Origin of the sequence: Chitinophaga sp., assembly GCF_039596155.1 — a bacterium.
Lineage (GTDB): Bacteria > Bacteroidota > Bacteroidia > Chitinophagales > Chitinophagaceae > Chitinophaga.
The window spans coordinates 26,208-47,806 of record NZ_JBCNKF010000026.1; the positions used below are offsets into that span (position 1 = coordinate 26,208).

Consider the following 21,599-nt stretch of genomic DNA (forward strand, 5'->3'; position numbering starts at 1 on the left):
TATTAACTATTCAATACTTACTTCTACACGACGATTCCGGATGCGACCTGTTTCAGTGTCATTAGAGGCAATGGGATTGTCTATTCCTTTTCCTACAGCTGTGATCATACTTGCATCTATGCCTTTGGAGACGAGGTACTGTTTAAATGACTCTGCCCTTTCCTGTGCCAGCTTCAGGTTTACAGAAAGTTCTCCTTCACTGCTGGCGTAGCCATAGATAATGATCTTTTGAGATTGCCTGATTCTGCTTACTACTTCGTCTGATATAGACAGCGGAGCGGATGTGCCTTTATTAAATGAGGCTGCTACCAGCGCAGAAGCGGGAGCAGCTTGTATTGCAGTAGCTGCAGCCGTATCACGGGAAGTGCCCGGAGCAGGTGAAGATGTTATCTCAGTGGCAACAACCGTATCGCGAACGGGAGTGGGAACAGGTGTGGCTAAAGGGGTTGCAGCTTCAATACGTACTTCTTCTTTTTTGGGTATAAAATACCAGATAGCGCCACCTAGCACTATTACTGCTAATAATATGAAGACCCAGCCATTCTTGTTATGTGCCGGAACCGGATCATTATTCTTGCTAAGATTAAATGCCATAAAATATAATTTAAGTATACATATCAACTAATGTCTGTAAACTACCTGTATGAGCTCTTCCCATTGCCTCAAACTCCCACGAATTTCCTACACGAAACAAGCGTCCGAATTCCACAGCATCTTCTCTCGTGTATTTATCTTTTAAATCAAACCGGAGGATCTCATCGCCAGAACTTTCATTGATGATCCTGATATAACAATCATCCACCTGACCAAAATTCAGATTCAGTGTACGCCTGTCTTTCTTGTTGTCATGCGGATACTTACAGATTGTACAACAGATGATGATCTGCTCTACTTCGGGTGTAACTTTGGAAAGATCAATAAACATATCCTCGTCATCATCACCATCACTTCTCCTGCCGTCAGGGTCATCTATTGCCCCCATGATAGCACCGTCCCGGGTAATAGGTCGCATTAATCCTTTTTCTACGGGATCTTCTATGCAGTTCCCCATTCTCACCTGTCCATAAAAAACAAAGTAAGAATCAGATGGAATCTTAAATCCCGCATTCAATGCAAATGCAGATACGTCCAGATCGAAGTCCGGTCCTCCAGGTTGTTCATTGGGATCCCATCCCATGCCGATCCTTAAAAGCGTAAGGCCGGGGGCTGCCTTGTTTAAAATAAATCGCTCCCCTTTTGATAAATTAAAACTTGCCATAGCAGATGATTTTTATTGGTACATTTCAACCAGTGTATTCAGTCCCCCTGAAAATGCCTGTCCCACAGCTTCCAGATCCCATTGTCCATTATTCCTTGAGATCGTTGCAATAATCAGGGAATCTTCATTTTTGAATGCTTCATTCAACCTGTATTGACATAAAAGGCTATTATCAGCACCATTACGAATATTGATATAGGCGTTTTGTACATAGCCGAAGTGATGACCACGCACCTCTGCCTGATCGATGGTAACAGCAAAGTATAGGTATTCAATTCGCTGATCGATCTTACCCAGGTCTATCGAAATGATCTCATCGTCTCCATCTCCCGACCCGTCCCTGCTATCTCCTGGATAATAAGCGGCACCGTCAGGACTGGTATTGTTATTATAGAATACGAAAAACTCATCCTGTGGCAATTTGCCATCGGCGCCCATCATAAAGACAGAGAGGTCCAGGTCTACATTGTGACCATTTACATTTGCTGCATCCCATCCCAAACCCGCTATGATCTTCCGTAGTCCGGGTGTTGTTTTTTCAAGGGAAACGGGCTTCTTTTTTTCTAAATGAATTGCCATAATTTACTTTTTTGAAGGTGGTAAAGGTGGAGGTGATGGTGGTTTTCTGGGGGTTGCAACCGGCGGTAATGGCGGCTTTGCTACCGGTAAGGGCGGAGGTGGTGCCGAGGTGGCTGCAGGAACCGGCGGTGATTCCGGCGCAGGACGGGATACCGGGGGAGCTGGCGGTGATACCGGGGGAGCAGGCTGCGACACCGGCATTACCGGTTTAGGTGGTGGGGCTACCTTCCGGGACAATCCCTCAAATACAATCTCCATCGTATCCTTCAACCAAACAGGCTCCACTATTTTCACATGTGGATATCTCTTCAATAATTTATGTTGGAAATAAGATGTGCTGATTTCTTCCCCGACTAACAGGATGATTGTGTTATCTACATTCAACTTATTTTCCTCCAGCAAGTCATCGATATTTGTATACACTGCCTGGTCATTGGAATAATACTGCAATCGTTCATTCAGGCTACGTTCGCTCACCCTGAACCAATACTTGTTTCCATCTGTCAGCTCAACCTCTCCCTGTATCACCGGGGTCAAATGATTGACCTTATCTGTACAGAAGGGTAAGATCCCATTCACTTCCAGTTCCGTATCGATCGACAAAAATGATTGTTGTGCAATGATATATTCTATGATCATTTCTGCGAGTAACTTCACTCTTGGATCAGCGCCCTGTCCTTCCATCGAAAACATATTCACCGGTTGCCGGAGGTAGTTATCAAACAACTTAAAATACAGGGTTCCATTGAGCCCGTTCAACAACAATACATGTTTACCTGATGAGATTACCCTGTGCCTGGCCAATACCTCAAACAAGGCAGCATCATAATTCACCCTACCTGTGCTGATGTATCCCGCATCGTTGAACAAGCTTTCTACCAGCGCCTTCTCTTTTTCCTCAATGTCTACATCGTATAAAAAATGGAGGGAAAAATGCTGTCGATAAGATTCTATTGCATCACTTTTATATAAAACTGTATTGATAAAGAATGACAGACATTGTTCTACGCCATAGTAGAATAATTGTTTTACAGGTTTTTTATTACCATAAATAGTAAAATGCTTCGCAGGATCTTTGATGATTTCAAAATAATTACCATACGCATTAGGATGATGCTGGTTGTACAAATCTCTCGCTGCATTCCCAAATATGAAATCGTTTCCATTCACATAGAAATACAACAATACCTCATTGCCATCCTTCATACTCAAAGGAGCATATCCCTGGCTATTAGTCTGATACCAGAATGATACCAAGCGTCTGGAAACCTTCACAAGCATGCGATACATCATGGCTACTGGATTTTAATTCCTTTCAACAGGTGTTTTTCGAAGAATTTCATCCCTTCAAGGATAATGATAGGCGCCACATAGTCGAACTTTTTCTGTTCATCCTGTTTTCGCTTCCTGGCTTCGATAAACTCTGGGATACCTTTGACGTAATTTTCGATATTCATATCATGGAATCCCGCCATAAAATCTGCGGAGCTCATTTTCAATCCAAACATGGTAGAAGCGACCTTATAAAAAAGATCTGCAAAGTCCATAAATCTCGGGCAGGGATGGCTCCCCTGTGGAGGATAATTAATGAAGTGATCACCTATATGTTCCAGCATTTCCGGGGTGATGGAATTGGTAGACTCAAGGTATTTGAATTCACCATTTGGCATTACGATACAGAAATGTTCTTCTCCTAGAATTTCAATGGCCTGCTTATTAGTAGGTACGAGGATCTTAGTGATGTCTGTAGGAATCGCCAATCCTTTAGACACCTCATACTTCACATCTGCGTAGCTGTCGCTTTTATGAGAATTGATGTCTATTATTTTCAGGGGGTGCTGGTTCACAGGCATGATGGTCTTTCTTGCGACCGCTTCGCCGCCAATACCCCGGATGAACATTTGTGTGTAATATGTATTGGCTGCAGCGGGATCTACGGCACTGAACCAGTCGAAGATGCGTGCGCCCTTACCAGCAAAGGCAATCCTTATTTTAGGAGGAGTATTCTTTACTGCGGGCGGCGCATCTTCTGAACGTATGATCTCCGTTCTTAGTTTATGTACCAGTTGACCAGCATAGAACATAATCAACCCGGTAATATAGAGGTTCACACTCATCATTTCCTGGCATTCAGCGGCAACCAGTCGATAAAATGCACTAAAATCTGTATGCTCCAGCCTGTCCAATACCTGTTCGAAATAATAGGGTGCGGTATTCTCTGAAAATTTGTTCTCTCCTTTATTCAGCCCCTGTATAAATATTCCTTTTCTTTCACACATCTTCAACAACACCGTTCTGAAATTGGGAGAATACCGGGTGGCCTGGGCCATGCGTTCGGCAGCAAACCTGATAGAGTTTTGCTTGATCATCGCCTTGCCGCCTGACATCTGGCAAAGGGCGGTTATATCTGTCGTACTACCTCCGATATCAAAGCATAGCACTAGTTCACCGGGGTTCAGAGAATAACCACCATTGGGTCGTACGAGATAATTTGCTACGGCGCAGGCTTCTGATAATGATTCATTATTCCCTAATGGTTTGAAATCAAAACGGATTGGAGCAGTATCGACCGGTATTTCCACAATTTCTTTCTTTTGTGCTTCTACTTCACTTCCCCAGCCGATTTCCTGGCTCGCTCCCCAGCCACCGACAACAGATGTATCGTTGCCCATATTCCACGTAGTACTTCCCTGCACATCATCAATATTGCCCAGATCAGATGGTGGATAGGTTTTTAGCGTGACGCCACTGTTAATCGGGCTAATGTCTGCCAGAGAATCCCATAATGCTCTGTATTCATTTAACAGTGCTTTGCCCATAGAAGAAGGATAGGACCATTTCAGGGTATGCGGTTCATGGTTTTCTACGAAAAGTTGTGCATATACATGCAACATTAACGAGCTCAGGTAAGCAGTCTTATAGCTCTTGTCGATGCTCTGCGTTGACCACTTCATATTGTATACCAACTCAGCTTTCCCCACTCTGTTATAGGTCAGGAAATACCGGTTATCCAGTGCGGTATCGATAGGCAAGTTCTTTTCAAAACAAGGGAATCCTCCCTTCACAGCCTGTGCCAGCAGGAAATCAGACTGGCTACCTTTTTCATTGACAATTCTCCTGGGATCGTGAATGGTGAGTACAGACTTAATAGCATTAGACAAGATCTCATCATTCTGGAAGAAGAAGATTTCATCTTCTACCGCAGGCCTCTCATCATTGTTCTTAAGATCGGTGGATAGTAATGAGACTCTTTTATTTGTTAGTTTCAGGTCTTCCCTGATCATCTTATCACTATCAGAGTAGTAAGCTATGGAAGAATTGGTACTACCAAAATCCACTCCCAGGAAAGCGGGATACAAAGTTTTCGTTGTATTCAGCATATTCCAGGGGAAGGCAGGATCATCGCCAAAAGACTTGTACCTGATGATACCAAAACCACAGTCTATGCCGGCATGCGCAAACTTAATCCCCTTAAAGGGTTGGTTGCTTTCATAAATTTCGTACTTGTACTTATTGTCCGCCACTGCATTGTTCGATGCTACATGCAGCTGGATCTTCATGCCAGGTATAGACGACGCCCGTCCTTTCTCTGCCAGGTAGAATGGTATTCCTTTATCATTCAACGCGATCCGGAAAAAATCATCGTTCACATTGCCGATGAAAGGAGTTGCCTGAAACTTTGCATCGTTATGCGGGATCTCAGAATATAAGAAATACCTGTTCCACTGTTTGGATATAAAGTTGGGCCACATCAGGATATCTTTGCCCATAATAGCTTCCTGTGTAACCTTGTATACAACCTGTTTGATAATTTCATTGCCGGTATCGGTGAATAGTTTCAGGTGTACGATCAATTTTTCCCCATCCCTGTCATTAGGATCATATATAGCTGAGATGCGTGATTTGACATTAGAATTAGGAGACAACCCTGTTAGTGCATCGAGGTTAGCGCCGAATACATTCAGGGCAAGGGGTGTCAGGGGCAGTGCGAAGTAGGCGAAACTATTTGCCTGTCCTTTTGTATCTGCGGCTAATAAAAGGATTGGCTTGTTAGCTAAAAAATTCCTTTTTTCAGCACCTTCTTTTCCAAAGTCAATCTGCGCAATTTCTGTAGCATCGGGTAGTAACAGGTCTTTAGGGTCAAATGGTATACTGAGTTCGGAACCGGAGACCTGTGTGATGATCCCTTCAGATCCAAATAATAAAGTGGAGTAATTAAATAGTTTGCTGAACGGCTGTGCAAATAGTGTCCCTACTTCAGGAGGCGTTTGATTATTCAATCTTGGGAAGCTCCTTTGCTCCTGGTATTTCTCCATATCCTTTATCCAGTCCTGCAGACACGCGCTGATATTCTCGTAGGAAGGTCTGATATCAGCAGAGAGGTTGCTAAAGTGCTGCCTGAACTGCTGGATATTGTCAAGGATATGTTTAGCGTATCCATATATTTTATTCAGTTCTTCCGGTCGTAGATCTGATTTTAAAGGATCAACAAAGCGGCCACTCTGTACATTGACAAAGGGGTATCTGCCTTTGATATGATAAGAGACGGAGGTAAACAAAAAGCAATCTGGAGAGGTACCACCAACTACACTGCCCTGAAAAGAGATGACATCAATAAATGGGACTTTCTCTGCATTGTCTGACAGTGATTGATCGCACCACAGCGGTTGTCTTTCAAACAGTGAATTACCGAATGCGCCGGTAGGTTCATAGATATTTTCTGTATCGCCGATCTTTTTACCATCTGAATAAACCAGTGGTACCCTGTTTACTTCAATGTCCTTATAGTTAAGTGCGATACAGCTGATAAAGCCTTTCCACTCACTTATCAGTGATCTATAAAATAACATGAGTCCTGAAGCGGCTGCTTCCTGATCGATGATGTTGTTCAGCGCATGCCCGAATAGCTCTGCTCTTGCGAACACAGTAGGGATGCCAGATACGAGTGTACCAATATTGACTGCGGCGCCACCATCCTGTTCTACAGCGATTTCAGGGATGATGATATTCCTGGTAAAAACTTCGAGCTGAGGGATCTTATCCCAGGCAAATTGTACTCCCTGTAATTCTGTTTTAGGGTGTACCTTGATAGTTAAGGCCTTTATTTTGTTGCTCATGGTAATTTCAGATTAAATGGAAGCCCTGTGATTGTGTGATCGCGTTGTAGATATGAGCGAGGAATTTCTCTTTTGTTGTATGCACCTGCTGCTCGTCCCCGGGTCCCAGATTGATCAGTTTTTTAACAAAAGTGTCATACCTGTTAGCTAGTATACCACCCTTGGGCCAGTGATTCTTTTCATCCAGGAAAATGGTACCTACGTCCAGTTTTTTCAATTCAGAGAGGCTATCCGGGAAGGCTTTGCTATCGAAAATGAAGGTACCGGGAGCTACCGTACTCCTGACCTGGTAGAGCCAGCCTGGCATAAACCGGGCATTTTCGAAGGTATATGCGAAGGCTTTGAAGTAATCATTGATCTCGGCACATTCCGCATCCGTGATGGTATTGTACTGGGTAATCTTTTGTTCCTGACAACGCGTAATGAAGCCTTTGATACCCGTATCACCATTCGCTGCATTATTGACTGTAAGCGAAATGTGAGCGAGAGAAAAGAAGGCGCCGATTTTATTGGCGAACCTTTCTCCTGCCTTATTTCCATTCCCGACAAAGTCGTGGATAGAGAAACTGAATGCATTATTACTAAAGTCAACTGCCTTGTATACGTATTCTGTTTTATCCACATCCAGGCCAGTTGTTCTGGTAAAGAAATCGTAGGCAGCGCAGGCAGCGAGGAGCTCAGTGATGTGAGCAGCATTTTCCTGGGTAGCACCGCCTGTGATGGTTTGGGTACTACCGGTATCCACAGGTTTACTTTCTATTGGCCAACCGATGTGATATAACATTTTGTAACAGCGCTGTACTGTAGGATCGCTTTGGTAGAATTGCAAAGCAGCCTGGCTATTCAAGGGAAAATAAGAGGCATCCGCAATGACGCTATTTTCTTTACTGGCCTTTTGTTTATCGTTTGGTTTTTTGAAAGTAAAATATTCCGTGAGTAGGGTAGATCCGAACTTTGCTTTAGAAAAATCTATGCTGGCGGCACCTTTGGAGCGTATTTTAATAAAATCCTGTAAGGCTTTTGGAATAATAGGGATAGAAGATGCACCTGTACCACCAAAGATAGAACCAAAGATAAATACTCTTGCATCCTGGCCTGCCAGTTCCAGTTTAGTAACGAATTCATCCAGTTCCTTTTCCTGCACTTTGATATCCGTACCTCTTACAATATTCCTGGCGGCTTCGATCATGCCGTGATACATCAGCATGGAACCCAGATGCGTTTGCGCACGGTAACCGTGAGATAAGTCGAACTCCTGTACAGAATCATTGTCCAGGAAAAGATCTGAGATGAGTTTATTCCCTTTTTGTTGTTCCGGTGTGCCTGTATTTAATTTCGAAATATTTTTATAGTTTTCTCTGCCCTGACCTGAGTAATTGGTGTAAAACCGATAGAGGTTCAATTTGGAAGAGAAGAACGTATTAGCGTTTGGCGTACCACCGGTTTTAATCCGGTTGTAAAGTTGAATCAGCTTTTCCACACGGCCTTTGTTGCCATTGGCCTGATCGGTGTCGAGGGTAAGGACTTCAATTTCCTTGCTATCGAACATGCCGATTGCACAGAGGTGTGTAAACGCTTCGAGACAGCGCATGCCTGTACCGCCTACGGCGATAACAAATAATTTATCCATAATGAGAACAGATTAAAACCAGTGACCTAGTTTACCATTTATGAAGAGGCGACTAAGGAGGAAGCCTAACAGAATGTATAAGAAGAAGCCGGCAACAGTACCGATGCTGAGGGCAGTGATATAGTTTTTCACGACTCTCACATTACCATCAGGCATGAAGACAAAGAAACCCAGGAGGAAGATGAGAACCGGGTTCAACAGGCATAAGATCCAGAACCAGCGTTTCCTGATTTTAGGATCTTTAGGTTTGCTGCCACCTTCGAATTTGATAAGGTTAGCGATGATAGCGGCAATGAATAGGAAGACAAGGGTAATAATAATGGATACGATGTAGGCAGTGATTGATTCCATGACTTAGTTAATTTTGATTCGTTTTGATGTAATAGGTGTAGATAGTTTTATTTGCTGGCGTGAGCTCTTGCAGAGTATTGATTACAGATTGATATAGCGCGGTATTTTCTGTCCCCTTTGCATTGACCCATTTGAATTTTTGTAGTGTAGGATTGTCTACATTAGGCGTGGCGCCGGTCAACACAATATTTACTCTTAACAAAGTATCGGCGTCCGACGGAGAGAAATGCGGATCGAAAATAATTCCCAGTTCCACATGCTTATTATTGCTTTTACTTGTATTTTCAAATAAAGGCTGGTTGAGCCGGAAATAGTTAGGGAGCGGATTTAAGGTCTGAGGTTGGTATTTGCAGTTAGGTTTCAATGTTCCATCATCATTGTAGCATTCGAGAATGACCTGATCTTTTTCATCGTCTGATATTCTTGTTTCCCCATTCTTTCCTTTTGTTGTTGCGGGAGGATGATGAAGCGCATAATCTGTCTTTGCAAAGTTCTCAAAGTCTGCCGTTACATTGAATGTTTGTACATCAAATGCCTTGAAAGAATAGCTATCCTGATTACTGAGGTCTATGAAGAGATTGCGGAAGATATCAGTGAAGTTGGGATCGTCTTTACGAACATCTGCGATATCTTTCCAGCCAAGACCTAATGGATAATATTCAAAAGATTCATTTTTTATGTACTGATCTTTCCTGAAATCGAGTATATTCTTATCATTAACAATTCCGCCAGTTGCAGGATCAGCATAATTTGTGGACACACTGAAGGAACTTGTAGACAAGTCGAATCGTGTGCTATAGGGGGTCAATTTAGGCGCGAGTTTAGCAAGTAAATTGTTACTGCTATTAAAAATAGTGAAATAGATATGCTTATTCACATTACCTTCTTTATAATCTACTATAAAGAAATTGATAGTGTAGCCTTTAGCCAGCCATTTCTTAAATGGTAGTTTCAGATAGGCCGTGTTGGTGACTTCTACTTTATCCATCCATTCTTCGAAGTCAGTAATCAGCAGGGCATCATTATCTGCGTCTGTAATATGATCTACAGCTTTCTGAATGGGGGCCCAGATGTCTTTGTAGTTTGACTGGTTGCTGATTTCCTGTCCCAACTGGGTGGTATTCGTGACAGGTAGTGGTGTAACCTCATTAGATCCCAGTTTATATACTTCAAACTTGTCGGTCAGGATCGTGTTAAAGCATTCTGACAGCAGGCTGCTGACGGTAGAAGTTTTGAATGCATTGTTGATACCAGCCGAGAAATCGATAAATAATCCGGGTGTTTCTTTTTTAACTGCAGTATGTACATTGTTATATGCGTTGAGTCGCTCATTCAGTCCCGGGCCATAAGGATCGAAGGGTTTATTCTGATCGCTTCTACATGCTACGAAGCACGTAGCCAGCAGCAAGCCATACAAAAAACGGAAATTAGTCATCATATCATTAGGAGTTAATAGCTGAGTGTCCTGGCAATAGTTTTCCACCTGCCCTGATCATGCATCAGCGCCAGAAAATACTATTCAAAAAAATTCATGAATCGGAGGTGTAAAACCAGGTGAAAATTAGAACTAATTTCCAATGCGGCAAGTGTAGAAACGCAAAAAGGGGATTAATCCCCTTTTTGAAAATGATATTGAATATTTGCTTTATTTTAAATATCCTCCTTTCACCATATCTTCCAAGAGTCCTCTCTCTTTAGGTACCCAGCCTAAAACCCGCCTGGTCTCCTCTGCTGAAGACACCACGCCCATTTGAGCAAAATGCGTAAACCATCCAAAGTGTGCTGCCGCATCTGCACCGGTTTTACTTACAGTCGGTATATTTAGTCCATTGCCAATGGTTGTTGCAATATCTTTAAAAGGTACCCCTACTTCATCAATCGGATGAAATACTTTTTGGGTCGGCATTTTCTCTAAAATGAGTCGATATAATACGGCTGCATCAAAACGATGTACTGCGGCCCAGGTATTACTCCCGTCACCGATATAAACAGATTCACCTTTTGCTTTTGCCATATTAATAATTATAGGCACAAAACCATGATCGCCTTCACCGTGTGTGGTGGGTGGAAGTCGTACAATATAGGCATTCGTGCTCCTCGCTGCCTCTTCGGTAGCGGCACGGGGCACCTGATCGGATGGTGGAGGTACATCGTGTTCCGTCACTGTACGCCCGTTATTGAGCAGCCCCAGCGCAGAGGTAACAATCATTGGACGCCTGGCTTCACCCAATGCCAGTATCAGCTGCCCGTCTTCCATGCAACTTTCTTTGTACCTGGAAAAGTCATGATTAAAAGCTGTATGGATAATTGCCTCACATTTTTCAGCACCGGCTATCACACTTGCAATGTCATTGATATCTCCCCTGTGCACGCCGGCACCTGTTTGCGCTAATGTTGCTGCCGCGGTGTCGGAGCGAACCATTCCCAGCACCTGATGTCCTGCCTGCAATAATTCTTTTACGATAGCGGAGCCTACGAATCCTGAAGCTCCTGTAACAAATACCCGCATAAATGAATGATTTAATTTGTTGGTACAAATTTCATTCAATGCAGTAGGGAAAATGTGGTCATTTGACCATAATTTAATTAGCGATGTAACTGTGCATGCCGGATGCGGGTCAATGTCTTTAATGACATACCCAGGTAAGCTGCTATCATGTGGAGGGGAAGCCGTGGCAGTAATCCCGGGTTGTTCCGTACGAAATCGTCGTACTTTTCTTCCGGTGTGCTACTCAGGGTAGTAAACAACCGATGTCTGCCGATATAATTGGATTTTGAGACCATTAGCTGGGAGTATCTATCCAATGCCGGAATCTCCCGCAATAAGCGATCAAACGCCTCTTTGTTCCATTGCAATACATCTGTACGCTCTATGGCGGTGATATTAAACCTAGTGGCAGTGAGGAGGTGGTAGCTCTCCGGATCCAGGGTCCAGCTACGCTCGGGTGAGAAGTGCAGAATGTATTCAGTGCCATCGGCCGCAGTGCCATAACTGCGCAATAACCCTTTTATTATGAATGTCTTATGCCGGCATATTTGTCCCTGCTTTAACAGATCTTCATTTTTCTGGAGAGTTCTGGGTGTAGCCAGTGTACAAACCTGATCTATCTCCTCAGGGGTGAGATGGGTCATTGTGCGGCAATATGTCTGAAATTCAGCGATCATACACACGCTAAATTTACTTCTGAAAAGAAAAACTACCAAATACTTTCATTACAGGGAGAATAAACTTAATGAGTGGAATACCTGTGATCCGGCGGCGCCCCCCTGTGCCTGCTCAGGAACTGAGGATGTGCTACATCCTTACAGATATATCGTCTATCTGTAGCGGCAACTGAGTATTCCCGCATATGAAACCTATGGGAGTGATTTGAACACAACAACCTTAGATTTGGTTAAATCAGAGTGGCTGGTTATCGACAGCTTTGTGGTACAAAATCAAACCACATGAAAATCGTATTAACAGGCTCTTTAGGTCATATTGGATTTCCCCTCACACAATTACTAGGGCAACAGGGACATGAGTTAACTGTTATATCCAGTAAGGACGATAAGAAAGACGCGATCAAGGCATTAGGCGCTACACCGGCAGTGGGTTCTGTCGAAGATGTTGCTTTTCTTACCCAAACATTTACAGGGGCAGACCTGGTATATACCATGATCCCACCCATTGTAAATTACTTTGATCCCCATGCAGATCTGTTTGCTGCTGTGGAAAAAGTGGCCGGCCACTTCAGACAGGCCATAAGGGATGCCGGTGTGAAAAGATTGATCCACTTAAGTAGTATCGGCGCACATCTGGAGCACGGCTCGGGATTAATTAAACTACACTACATTACTGAGCAGACGTTGAATACGCTTACAGATGTTGACATCACTTACATGCGGCCGGTGGGGTTCTACTATAATTTGTATCCTTATATCCAACTGATCAAACAGCAGGGTGTAATTGCTTCTAACACCGGTGGGGATGATATTGCCACGCTGGTAGCGCCGGCAGATATTGCGGCAGCTATTGCAGATGAAATAGCACTGCCCCCTGTTCATCGGAAAGCCAGGTATGTGGTGAGCGATGAAATGACTTGCAATGAAGTGGCGGCCATTTTAGGAGAGGCCATTGGCAAACCAGATCTGCAGTGGATCACGCTGACCAATGAACAGTACCTGCAAGCATTATTAGCGGCGGGTATGCAACCTGCGATTGCGGAAGGCATGGTGGAAATGTATGCGAGTATGCATGAAGGCGTGCTGTCTGCAGATTATTTTAAAAACAGGCCAGCGGAATTTGGGAAGGTGAAGGTGAGGGACTTTGCAAAAGATTTTGCGGCCGCTTTTTTAGCGAGATAATATCAGGAGGTTCGGATTATTTTTTACTACCTTGTATCATGGCCGGAAAACGAATTTTCACTTTTAATACCATTTCTGACTTTCACGATTTCAGGGGGTTCGCTAAACCGGAACATCCCCTCATCAGTGTGATCGACGTAACTACGGTCAAAGATTTCACTGATGTTGAGCCAGCCAATATTGTCTTTAACTTCTACCTCATCAGTATGAAGGAAGGATATAATGTAAAAATGAAATACGGACAGCAGGAATATGATTTCAATGAAGGCGTGATGAGCTTTTTGGCTCCCGGACAGGTATTCAGTATAGAACCGCTGGCAGATGAAATTCATCAATCGGGATGGGTACTACTCATCCATCCCGATTTTTTATGGAATACCCCGCTGGCAAAGAAGATCAGGCAATACCAGTATTTTGATTATTCCGTCAATGAAGCGCTGTTTCTTTCGGAAAAAGAGAAACTGACCGTTTCCGCTATCGTTGAAAATATCAAAAGAGAATACCATACTAACATTGACCAGTTCAGCCAGGAAATTATCATTGCGCAATTGGAATCTCTGCTCGCTTATGCAGAACGGTTCTATCAACGGCAATTCATTACCAGGAAGATCAGCCATCACCGGATTTTAGAAAAGCTGGAAGTATTGCTGACAGATTATTTTAACAGTGACGAACTGGTAAAAAAGGGGCTTCCAAGTGTAACGTATATTTCTACTGCACTGAATGTATCTGCTAACTACCTCAGTAATCTATTGAAGGTATTAACGGGTAAAAGCACCCAGCAACATATACAGGACAAAGTAATTGAAAAAGCCAAAGAACGGTTATCCACGACCGACCTGTCTGTCAGTGAAATCGCCTATAGCTTAGGGTTTGATTATCCACAGTCATTCAGCAAATTGTTCAAGGCGAAAACTCAATTATCACCGTTGGAATTCAGGCAATCATTTAATTAGCATGACAGATTTTCTTCTCTTTTGTAAACAGTTTTCGCCACTGGATGAGCATATTCTGCAAATATTGCAGCAACAAACCACTACTAAAACATATAGTAAGGGAGAATTCCTGCTCCATAGTGGAGAGACCTGCAAGTACCTGTATTTTATCAACGAAGGATTGATTAAATCTTATTCAGAGAAAAATGATAAAGAGTTCATCATGCGATTCTTTGCTGAGAATGTACTCTTTTCTGTATTCGACAGTTATATTACCCAAACGCCTTCGAAATTTAATTTAGTGACGTTAGAAGATACCACTGTCACCCTGATCCGTTATGAAACCATGCAAGACTTATGTAAACAATTTCATGCCGTGGAGACCTTTTTTCGCAAGCTGGTGAGCATAGCTGCTATCAAGATGATGAAAAGGATCAGTGAGATGCTGGAAGAGAGTGCGGCAGATCTGTATAAGCTGTTTATAGAAGAGAACAACGGTATTCACCAAAGGATCAGTTTGGGTGATATGGCAAAATACCTTGGCATTACCCAACAATCCTTAAGCAGGATCAGAACTATCCGATAATTATTTACCCTATGGTAAAATATTCCACTCATCAGCGTTATAGCTTTGACAAAAAATCAAACTATGACGCAATGGAGCATTGATCCCGGGCATTCGCAAATCGGTTTTAAAGTTAAACACCTCGGCATTGCCAACGTATCGGGGTATTTCAGAAAATTCAGCGGCACTGTATATTCGGACGACGATGACTTTAAAAACGCCACGGTTAACTTCAACCTGGATGTACAAAGTATAGACACGAACAATACAGAACGCGATAGCCATCTTATCTCCCCGATTTTCTTTGATGCTGTACAATTTCCAACCATTTCTTTCCATGGTGTATTAGTGAATGATACTTTAACAGGGGAGCTGACTATCCTGAATACTACCCGTGCAGTTACTTTACAGGTCGATCATACAGGTACCGGTATTGGCCGGTTCAATGACCATAGAGCTGGATTTGAACTAAGTGGTACAGTTAACAGGAAAGATTTCGGACTGCACTTCCACCTCCTCAATGAAGCCGGGAACATGGTTGTAGGGGATAATGTGAAGTTATCAGGTGAAATAGAACTGATCCGGCTTTAGCAAGGTTTTTGTATATTCAGTCACATGAAATATACAATTTACTTCATTTGTTTGCTAACGAGCATCGCCTGTGCTGGCCAAACCAATAACCCGACTTTCAACCAGATCTATACGCTCATCATGCAGAAGAATTTCTTCCATGCAAAAGCCATGTATGACAGCAGCCAAACCGCCCTCTCCGGCGCTCAGCAAAATTACTTAGCGGCATTGCTCGACAATGCATTTAATAAAGTAGACCTTTCGGAACGGCGTATTGCCAATCTGAAGGGAGATTTCTCTGATAGCCTGTGGTTTGAGCTCTACAAAGTGAAGGAAGATAATGCCGTGAAAACGTATGACTAAAACGGCTAAAGTGACAGCCCAGACGATGCTACAGCAGTATAAATACCTGCTATCTCCTGACGCACAAAATGATTTAAAGAATAGCCTGCACATGTGGACCTCTCTTGAGCATACTCCTCCACAGCGGGTAATCATCAATGGCACCAGCAGGTTAAAAATGAAAAAAGATAAAGCTGGCCTGAACAACCTGCATGCTGTAGTTGGGAAAGACACAGCAGATTTCATTTTTGATACGGGTGCAAATATGTCGACTATATCACTCTCTACCGCCAAACGCCTGCACATGCAGATCATACCTGCGGATGTAGAAGTAGGTGCGATTACCGGTGCCTCTGTGAAAGCACAACTGGGTGTATGCAAGCAATTTAAACTTGGTAATATTGAAGTCAATAATGCTGTATTCCTGGTACTGGCTGATTCGGCGCTGGCATTTCCGCAGATCAGTTATACAATTGAAGGCATTTTAGGTTATCCGGTGATCTGTGCGCTGAAAGAAGTGCAGATTACCCAGGACGGGTATCTGATCGTACCGGAAAAAGAAACGGCTATTCACAGTGCTCCCAATATGGCAATTGACCGCTTATCTCCCCTGATCTTTATCGATGGTAAACATTTTACTTTCGATACCGGCGCCGATGAGACCTTTCTCTATAATAATTTTTATGAGGAAAATAAAGCGGAAATCACCTCCCGGTATCAACCCACACATATTCGTTTTGGTGGTGCAGGCGGCAAAACAGAACAGGAAGTATACAAGATCAAACATCATTTCAATATCATGGAAAAGGAGGTGGCCCTGGATAGTGTACCAGTGCTCAAAGACAAAATCAGCCATGAAATGGTATATGGAAATATAGGGCAGGATATCATCAGGCAATTCAAAACTATGACCATCAATTTTGATAAAATGTTTATTAAATTCGACTAGTAATCCCAATCCTGGTCGCTATGAAAAACCAGCTGAACACCACGAAAATTTTGTACTGGTGCCTGCAGTGAGTATTTTCGCATCATGTATTCCAAACAGGAAGTTTCCAAACTAAAAGAGCATTTCTGGACCGCCTTCGGCAAGTATATGAAACCTGTACTCTCTGCAGATGGCGAACCTATCAGCTGGTTGAACTATAAAACCGGCATCCCGGGTATATTTTTTAAAATGGATGCCGATAGCCAGCAAGCCAGTGTGTCTATTGTTATTACCCAATCCGATTCCCGGTTCTACAACCAATTTGTAGATAACAAAACCTTTCTGGAAACTACCCTTGGAGAAAGCTGGCTGTGGCAACCTAATAGGATGGATGAGTATGGCAAAACTATGAGTACTATCAGTACCCGCATACAGCATGTGAACATATTGCAAAGCGAAGACTGGCCTACGATTATTTCCTTTTTCAAACCCCGTATCATTGCGCTTGATGAATTCTGGAGTATGGCTAAATACGGCTTTGAAGCGTTGTTATAAAATATTGTTAAAACAGGCTGTTATATTGCACAACTAAAAATTTAGTTTATTTTTGATTTGATAACCTAGCGGGACAAGTGTAGACGGATTAACCCATGCATCAAAAAATTACTGATGAAAGCAGGACCTATACTCCTCTTTTTATTTCTGTGCTCAAGTTACCTATATGCCCAGCAGCCTTATGCCGTGAAAGGAAGTTTAACCGATTCCGCTGCTGGAATAAAGATTACTGATGCCACGATCAGCGTACTCAGAGCAAAGGATTCCACCCTTTGTAAGTTCATCTGGAATAATTCCAGTAACCATTTTACTGTGCCCCTCAAAGAAGGTGGCCACTTTATACTGCTTGTTTCGTACCCGGGATATGCAGATTACACAGCGGAATTTAGCCTGGACTCCTCAAAGCCGGTATATGACCTTCACGGCATTAATATGCTCCTGAAGTCGCGACTCCTGACGGAAGTACTTATCCAGGGTAAGAAAGCGGAGATGAAAATCAAGGGAGATACTACAGAGTATGACGCCACCGCCTTTCATGTTGAACCCAATGCCAAAGTAGAAGACCTTATCAGGCAGTTTCCCGGCATTGAAGTGGACAAAGACGGTAAGATCACCGCACAGGGTAAAACTGTCAACAAGGTGCTCGTAGACGGCGAGGAATTCTTTGGGGACGATCCTACGCTCGTGACCAAAAATATCCGTGCCGATATGGTGGATAAAGTGCAGGTATATGACCGAACCAGCGACCGGGCCACCTTCACAGGTATTGATGATGGAAAGAAAGAGAAAACCATCAATATCAAACTGAAAGAAGACAAGAAAAACGGTTACTTCGGCAAGGTCGATGCTGCTGGCGGTACAGATAATTTTTATACCGGCAAACTCATGTTCAATACCTTCAAAGGGAAAGAGAGATTTTCTGCCTATGGTATTCTTGACAATACCGGCCACTTTGGTATGGACTGGGGCGAAAACAGCAAGTATGGCATGAGCAATTACAACTTCAATTTTGGCGATGATGGTAGTATCAACATCACCGGCGGCAACAACGATGAACTGGAAAGCTATAATGGGGAATACTATGGAGAAGGTGTGCCGACAGCCAGAAACGGCGGCCTGCACTATGACAACAAGTTCAACAACGACAAAGCCACTGTCAATGTTAATTACAGAATAGGCTCACTGGCTGTAGATGGGACTAAAAATGTAATTACACAAAACACGCTGCCTTCTTCATTTATTAATACCAATTCAGATCAGAAGTTCCACAACTTCCTCTTCCGTCATAAAGGAAATGGGCGCTTTGAGTTCAAAATCGATACCACCAGTACACTGATCGTAAATGCTGCAGGCGGCTCCAGACATAGTTCGGTAGACAACGAATACAATACTACCAATCTTCGCCAGGATAGCTCCCTGCTCAATAGCAATAGCAGAGCTGTGCATGCTAAAACAGATGAAACCACTTTCAATGCAGGTGTCTTATTCAATAAACAACTGAAAAAGAAAGGTCGGAAATTTTCCCTGGGTATCAGCGAAAGTCATTCCAGTACCAATGGCAATGAAATGCTGAAATCTGCTATCAATTACTACAATGATAAGGAAGTACTGGACAGTAGCGTAATCAATGACCAGAACAGGGTACAGCATAGTGACAACAATACGCTGAACGCCAATGCGACCTACAACGAGCCACTGTCTGACAAACTACAAATTGCCTTTTCTTACGATTTTGTAATGACCAATGCCAACAGCAACCTGAACACATTCAAAAAATCTGCCGATGAGAAGTATGATGTGCTGGATAGCCTGTATAGTAATGACTTCAAGATTGACAATTTCTCGCACCAGGGAGGTGCAATGTTCCTGTACAAAGCTACCAGGTTCCGTTTCAGTGGTGGTACCAAAGTATCTACTGTCTCTTTTGAACAACTGAACCGTTACGACAATAGCACCTTTAAACGGAACTTTGTCAACTGGAACCCCCAATTCAACTTTACGTATACATTCAATCAAACGAAATCTATCAACATCAATGCTGTAAGAAAAACGCAGTTGCCAACCGTGTCCCAGTTACAACCTGTGAGAATCAACACTGACCCACTGAACGTGCGCCTGGGTAACCCGGACCTGAATCCTTCTTATAGTGAGGAGATCTATTTGAATTACAATTCTTATAAAGCGATTACGCAGCAATACACTTACTTAAATGCAAACCTTTCGCTCAGGCACAATGCAATCGTTTCGAACGTGACCACAGATTCAGCGGGTGCCAGCAAATACCAATATGCCAATATTGACAAAGACGGGCATAACGTAGGCATTTGGGCGATGCATGATTTTAAAACCAGTTTATGGGATATGCACCTGGCAGCCAATTTATCTGCCAACACCAACGTGTCTTACAACATGGTGAATAGTATTCTGAACAAGTCCACTTCCTACGACATTTCACCTGAATTATCGCTTAGAAAAAATGCCGATAAAAAGGGATACCTGGAACTTAGCTTCAGCCCCAACTATACTATTCAGAAATCATCTTTATTGCCTAACCTGAATAGTAACGGGCTTGGCTTCACCGCTGGTGCCGATTTCCGGATCTTTCTTCCGGCCAGCTTCGAGTTCTGGAACAGAACGACCTTTACCTATACGCCCAAAACCAAATCGTTCAATACAGACCTGAAGAGAACGATCTGGAATATGGAAATAAGCAGAAAGTTCCTGAAAGAAAAACAACTTCGGGTAGCAGCTTCTGTGAATGACCTGCTGAATCAGAATTCCGGTTTTAACAGAAATGTATCAGGTAGCCAGATCACACAGAACACTTATACTACTATCAGGAGATATTTTATGTTCACCATCACCTGGGATTTCAATAAGATGGGTGGTGCAAAACCTAAATCATGAGAACGCACCATATACTGATTGCCATCTGCTTATCAGGCATACAGTCTTTAACTGCCCAGCAGCGCTTTCCATCCAGCGGCACGATCACGTTTGAGAAAACGATCAATATGCATGCGTATATCAACAAGCGTATTAAGGACAGACCTGATGACGGGTTATCAAAAGAGTTTTTTGAATCCTATAAGAGCTCCAATTCCCAGTTTAAAAGGCTTCAGTCCAAACTAACTTTTTCCGGGGCTCATACCTTGTTTACGCCATTACCAGATCCGGCTGCACAGGATTTTATTTCAAATTCACCGGGAATTTATCAGTCAAATACTATTTATACTGATCTGACTACCGGTTTGTATACCTGTCAAAAACAAATTTATGGCGATAACCTGCTGATCAACGATACCACCAGGACTATACAATGGAAGATCACGAGCGAGACCAGGGAGATAGCCGGCTATCAATGCCGGAAAGCAAATGCCATTATCATGGATTCGGTGTATGTGGTGGCATTTTATACGGATCAGATCCATGTATCCGGAGGCCCGGAATCTTTTACAGGATTACCGGGAATGATACTGGGCATTGCTCTGCCACATGATAACGTCACCTGGTTTGCCACGGGTATAGATCTCACCAGTGTGCCAGCCACCAGTATTGTACCACCTAAAAAAGGAAAAGTGTTAACGGTAGCCGGCATGAAGGAAAAGATCAAATCGATCTGGGGTAATAACGCTGGCAGCATTATGTGGTGGCTTGAATTGTAGTTATATGGTAAATAGCTGAAATCGTAAAAGAGCTATTTCCCCGGGCGGGGAATGGTTCTTTTACGATTTGGAGGACTGCTATAGGGAAGCGATCACCTCCCTTGGTACGCCATGGTTTATTACCTGTTGATTTTAACCCGGGTTAAAATTTTCCTTCCGGCTTCTCCAGAGATTTGTGTTACTAAAACAACAAGCAATATGATCTCTTTATCAGTACTCGGTACCATCCACACTATTATCGCAATTGTCGCGATTATCTTTGCAATTGCAGCCTTTATTCAATCGGGCAAGATCGTTCCCGGCACCACGACCGGTAATTATTACGCCATTCTTACTGCGATTGCCTGCTTCACAGCATTCGGTCTATCAAAAGCGGGCGGTTTCAATCCCGGTCATGCGCTGGCTATCCTGATCCTGCTCTTCCTGGCAATTGCCTATTTATTGCGTGGCTCCAAACGTTCATGGGCGCCATATGTACAGGCATTCCTCATGACCACCACTTTATTATTATCACTGGTTCCTGCTGTGAATGAAACGCTCACCCGGGTTCCACTGGGTCACCCGCTCGCTACAGATATCACCTCCCCGGCTATTACTAAGACCCTCATGGGGCTACTTATACTGTATGTACTTGCGCTGATCTTACAGGCCGTGTTCATCCGTAAAATGCAGACGGCTACCTATAAATGATAACCGTACTCAGGCGCTGACATGGTGCTCTTTTACCTGTATCAAAGATGTCGATTCCAATTTATTC

General features: G+C 43.2%; 20 protein-coding genes. 10 read left to right on the forward strand and 10 right to left on the reverse strand.

The window, feature by feature from the left end:
* Positions 1–6: 6 nt before the first annotated feature.
* The 10 genes from ABDW33_RS22625 to ABDW33_RS22670 all read right to left on the reverse strand — a co-directional run bounded on the left by ABDW33_RS22625 (position 7) and on the right by ABDW33_RS22670 (position 12,100).
* Positions 7–594, reverse strand: coding sequence for an OmpA family protein (locus ABDW33_RS22625; RefSeq protein WP_343692376.1), 588 nt, complete (start codon positions 592–594; stop codon positions 7–9).
* Positions 595–604: 10 nt separating this feature from the next.
* Positions 605–1,258: a TerD family protein gene (locus ABDW33_RS22630; protein WP_343692377.1), complete on the reverse strand. Its 654-nt coding sequence runs from the start codon at positions 1,256–1,258 to the stop codon at positions 605–607.
* Between the two features lie 12 nt (positions 1,259–1,270).
* Positions 1,271–1,837: a TerD family protein gene (locus ABDW33_RS22635; protein WP_343692378.1), complete on the reverse strand. Its 567-nt coding sequence runs from the start codon at positions 1,835–1,837 to the stop codon at positions 1,271–1,273.
* A gap of 3 nt (positions 1,838–1,840) precedes the next feature.
* Positions 1,841–3,130: a hypothetical protein gene (locus ABDW33_RS22640; protein ID WP_343692379.1), complete on the reverse strand. Its 1,290-nt coding sequence runs from the start codon at positions 3,128–3,130 to the stop codon at positions 1,841–1,843.
* 2 nt (positions 3,131–3,132) lie between these two features.
* Positions 3,133–6,954, reverse strand: a complete 3,822-nt coding sequence (locus tag ABDW33_RS22645) for a hypothetical protein (RefSeq protein WP_343692380.1) — start codon at positions 6,952–6,954, stop codon at positions 3,133–3,135.
* A gap of 7 nt (positions 6,955–6,961) precedes the next feature.
* Positions 6,962–8,584, reverse strand: a complete 1,623-nt coding sequence (locus ABDW33_RS22650) for a hypothetical protein (protein WP_343692381.1) — start codon at positions 8,582–8,584, stop codon at positions 6,962–6,964.
* Between the two features lie 12 nt (positions 8,585–8,596).
* The gene (locus ABDW33_RS22655) at positions 8,597–8,935 is read right to left on the reverse strand and encodes a hypothetical protein (RefSeq protein ID WP_343692382.1); all 339 of its coding nucleotides are present in this window, start codon (positions 8,933–8,935) and stop codon (positions 8,597–8,599) included.
* 7 nt (positions 8,936–8,942) lie between these two features.
* Positions 8,943–10,373 (reverse strand): hypothetical protein, encoded by a 1,431-nt coding sequence (locus ABDW33_RS22660; protein ID WP_343692383.1) that lies wholly within the window; start codon positions 10,371–10,373, stop codon positions 8,943–8,945.
* 207 nt (positions 10,374–10,580) lie between these two features.
* Positions 10,581–11,444, reverse strand: coding sequence for an SDR family oxidoreductase (locus ABDW33_RS22665; RefSeq protein ID WP_343692384.1), 864 nt, complete (start codon positions 11,442–11,444; stop codon positions 10,581–10,583).
* Positions 11,445–11,521: 77 nt separating this feature from the next.
* Entirely contained in the window at positions 11,522–12,100 is a 579-nt protein-coding gene (locus ABDW33_RS22670) for a cyclic nucleotide-binding domain-containing protein (protein WP_343692385.1), read from the reverse strand.
* A 282-nt stretch (positions 12,101–12,382) separates the two neighbouring features.
* Here ABDW33_RS22670 and ABDW33_RS22675 point away from each other — a divergent pair, with 282 nt between their 5' ends.
* The 10 genes from ABDW33_RS22675 (at position 12,383) to ABDW33_RS22720 (ending at position 21,532) form a co-directional block, all read left to right on the forward strand.
* Positions 12,383–13,282: an NAD(P)H-binding protein gene (locus ABDW33_RS22675; RefSeq protein ID WP_343692386.1), complete on the forward strand. Its 900-nt coding sequence runs from the start codon at positions 12,383–12,385 to the stop codon at positions 13,280–13,282.
* A 38-nt stretch (positions 13,283–13,320) separates the two neighbouring features.
* The gene (locus ABDW33_RS22680) at positions 13,321–14,238 is read left to right on the forward strand and encodes a helix-turn-helix domain-containing protein (RefSeq protein WP_343692387.1); all 918 of its coding nucleotides are present in this window, start codon (positions 13,321–13,323) and stop codon (positions 14,236–14,238) included.
* Between the two features lies 1 nt (position 14,239).
* Positions 14,240–14,803 (forward strand): Crp/Fnr family transcriptional regulator, encoded by a 564-nt coding sequence (locus tag ABDW33_RS22685; RefSeq protein WP_343692388.1) that lies wholly within the window; start codon positions 14,240–14,242, stop codon positions 14,801–14,803.
* 63 nt (positions 14,804–14,866) lie between these two features.
* Complete coding sequence (locus ABDW33_RS22690) at positions 14,867–15,373, forward strand: YceI family protein (protein WP_343692389.1); 507 nt, start codon at positions 14,867–14,869, stop codon at positions 15,371–15,373.
* 24 nt (positions 15,374–15,397) lie between these two features.
* Complete coding sequence (locus ABDW33_RS22695; protein ID WP_343692390.1) at positions 15,398–15,715, forward strand: hypothetical protein; 318 nt, start codon at positions 15,398–15,400, stop codon at positions 15,713–15,715.
* The gene (locus ABDW33_RS22700; RefSeq protein WP_343692391.1) at positions 15,708–16,643 is read left to right on the forward strand and encodes a retropepsin-like aspartic protease; all 936 of its coding nucleotides are present in this window, start codon (positions 15,708–15,710) and stop codon (positions 16,641–16,643) included. Before ABDW33_RS22695 ends, ABDW33_RS22700 begins: the two co-directional genes overlap by 8 nt.
* 84 nt (positions 16,644–16,727) lie before the next feature.
* Positions 16,728–17,177 carry a DUF4268 domain-containing protein gene (locus ABDW33_RS22705; RefSeq protein WP_343692392.1) on the forward strand — a complete coding sequence of 150 codons (450 nt, stop codon included), beginning with the start codon at positions 16,728–16,730 and terminating at the stop codon, positions 17,175–17,177.
* A 114-nt stretch (positions 17,178–17,291) separates the two neighbouring features.
* Positions 17,292–20,084, forward strand: coding sequence for an outer membrane beta-barrel family protein (locus ABDW33_RS22710; protein WP_343692393.1), 2,793 nt, complete (start codon positions 17,292–17,294; stop codon positions 20,082–20,084).
* Complete coding sequence (locus ABDW33_RS22715) at positions 20,081–20,842, forward strand: GLPGLI family protein (RefSeq protein ID WP_343692394.1); 762 nt, start codon at positions 20,081–20,083, stop codon at positions 20,840–20,842. Before ABDW33_RS22710 ends, ABDW33_RS22715 begins: the two co-directional genes overlap by 4 nt.
* Positions 20,843–21,040: 198 nt before the next feature.
* Positions 21,041–21,532 carry a hypothetical protein gene (locus ABDW33_RS22720; RefSeq protein WP_343692395.1) on the forward strand — a complete coding sequence of 164 codons (492 nt, stop codon included), beginning with the start codon at positions 21,041–21,043 and terminating at the stop codon, positions 21,530–21,532.
* The last annotated feature ends 67 nt before the right edge of the window (positions 21,533–21,599 follow it).

Bases quoted from the DNA above. Each gene is read 5' to 3' on its own strand.
- ABDW33_RS22660 (WP_343692383.1), bottom strand. From the start codon at position 10,373: ATGATGACTAATTTCCGTTTTTTGTATGGCTTGCTGCTGGCTACGTGC.
- ABDW33_RS22675 (WP_343692386.1), top strand. From the start codon at position 12,383: ATGAAAATCGTATTAACAGGCTCTTTAGGTCATATTGGATTTCCCCTC.
- ABDW33_RS22715 (WP_343692394.1), top strand. From the start codon at position 20,081: ATGAGAACGCACCATATACTGATTGCCATCTGCTTATCAGGCATACAG.
- ABDW33_RS22670 (WP_343692385.1), bottom strand. From the start codon at position 12,100: ATGATCGCTGAATTTCAGACATATTGCCGCACAATGACCCATCTCACC.
- ABDW33_RS22640 (WP_343692379.1), bottom strand. From the start codon at position 3,130: ATGATGTATCGCATGCTTGTGAAGGTTTCCAGACGCTTGGTATCATTC.
- ABDW33_RS22710 (WP_343692393.1), top strand. From the start codon at position 17,292: ATGAAAGCAGGACCTATACTCCTCTTTTTATTTCTGTGCTCAAGTTAC.
- ABDW33_RS22650 (WP_343692381.1), bottom strand. From the start codon at position 8,584: ATGGATAAATTATTTGTTATCGCCGTAGGCGGTACAGGCATGCGCTGT.
- ABDW33_RS22665 (WP_343692384.1), bottom strand. From the start codon at position 11,444: ATGCGGGTATTTGTTACAGGAGCTTCAGGATTCGTAGGCTCCGCTATC.
- ABDW33_RS22625 (WP_343692376.1), bottom strand. From the start codon at position 594: ATGGCATTTAATCTTAGCAAGAATAATGATCCGGTTCCGGCACATAAC.
- ABDW33_RS22680 (WP_343692387.1), top strand. From the start codon at position 13,321: ATGGCCGGAAAACGAATTTTCACTTTTAATACCATTTCTGACTTTCAC.
- ABDW33_RS22635 (WP_343692378.1), bottom strand. From the start codon at position 1,837: ATGGCAATTCATTTAGAAAAAAAGAAGCCCGTTTCCCTTGAAAAAACA.
- ABDW33_RS22685 (WP_343692388.1), top strand. From the start codon at position 14,240: ATGACAGATTTTCTTCTCTTTTGTAAACAGTTTTCGCCACTGGATGAG.
- ABDW33_RS22655 (WP_343692382.1), bottom strand. From the start codon at position 8,935: ATGGAATCAATCACTGCCTACATCGTATCCATTATTATTACCCTTGTC.
- ABDW33_RS22645 (WP_343692380.1), bottom strand. From the start codon at position 6,954: ATGAGCAACAAAATAAAGGCCTTAACTATCAAGGTACACCCTAAAACA.
- ABDW33_RS22700 (WP_343692391.1), top strand. From the start codon at position 15,708: ATGACTAAAACGGCTAAAGTGACAGCCCAGACGATGCTACAGCAGTAT.
- ABDW33_RS22690 (WP_343692389.1), top strand. From the start codon at position 14,867: ATGACGCAATGGAGCATTGATCCCGGGCATTCGCAAATCGGTTTTAAA.
- ABDW33_RS22630 (WP_343692377.1), bottom strand. From the start codon at position 1,258: ATGGCAAGTTTTAATTTATCAAAAGGGGAGCGATTTATTTTAAACAAG.
- ABDW33_RS22705 (WP_343692392.1), top strand. From the start codon at position 16,728: ATGTATTCCAAACAGGAAGTTTCCAAACTAAAAGAGCATTTCTGGACC.
- ABDW33_RS22695 (WP_343692390.1), top strand. From the start codon at position 15,398: ATGAAATATACAATTTACTTCATTTGTTTGCTAACGAGCATCGCCTGT.
- ABDW33_RS22720 (WP_343692395.1), top strand. From the start codon at position 21,041: ATGATCTCTTTATCAGTACTCGGTACCATCCACACTATTATCGCAATT.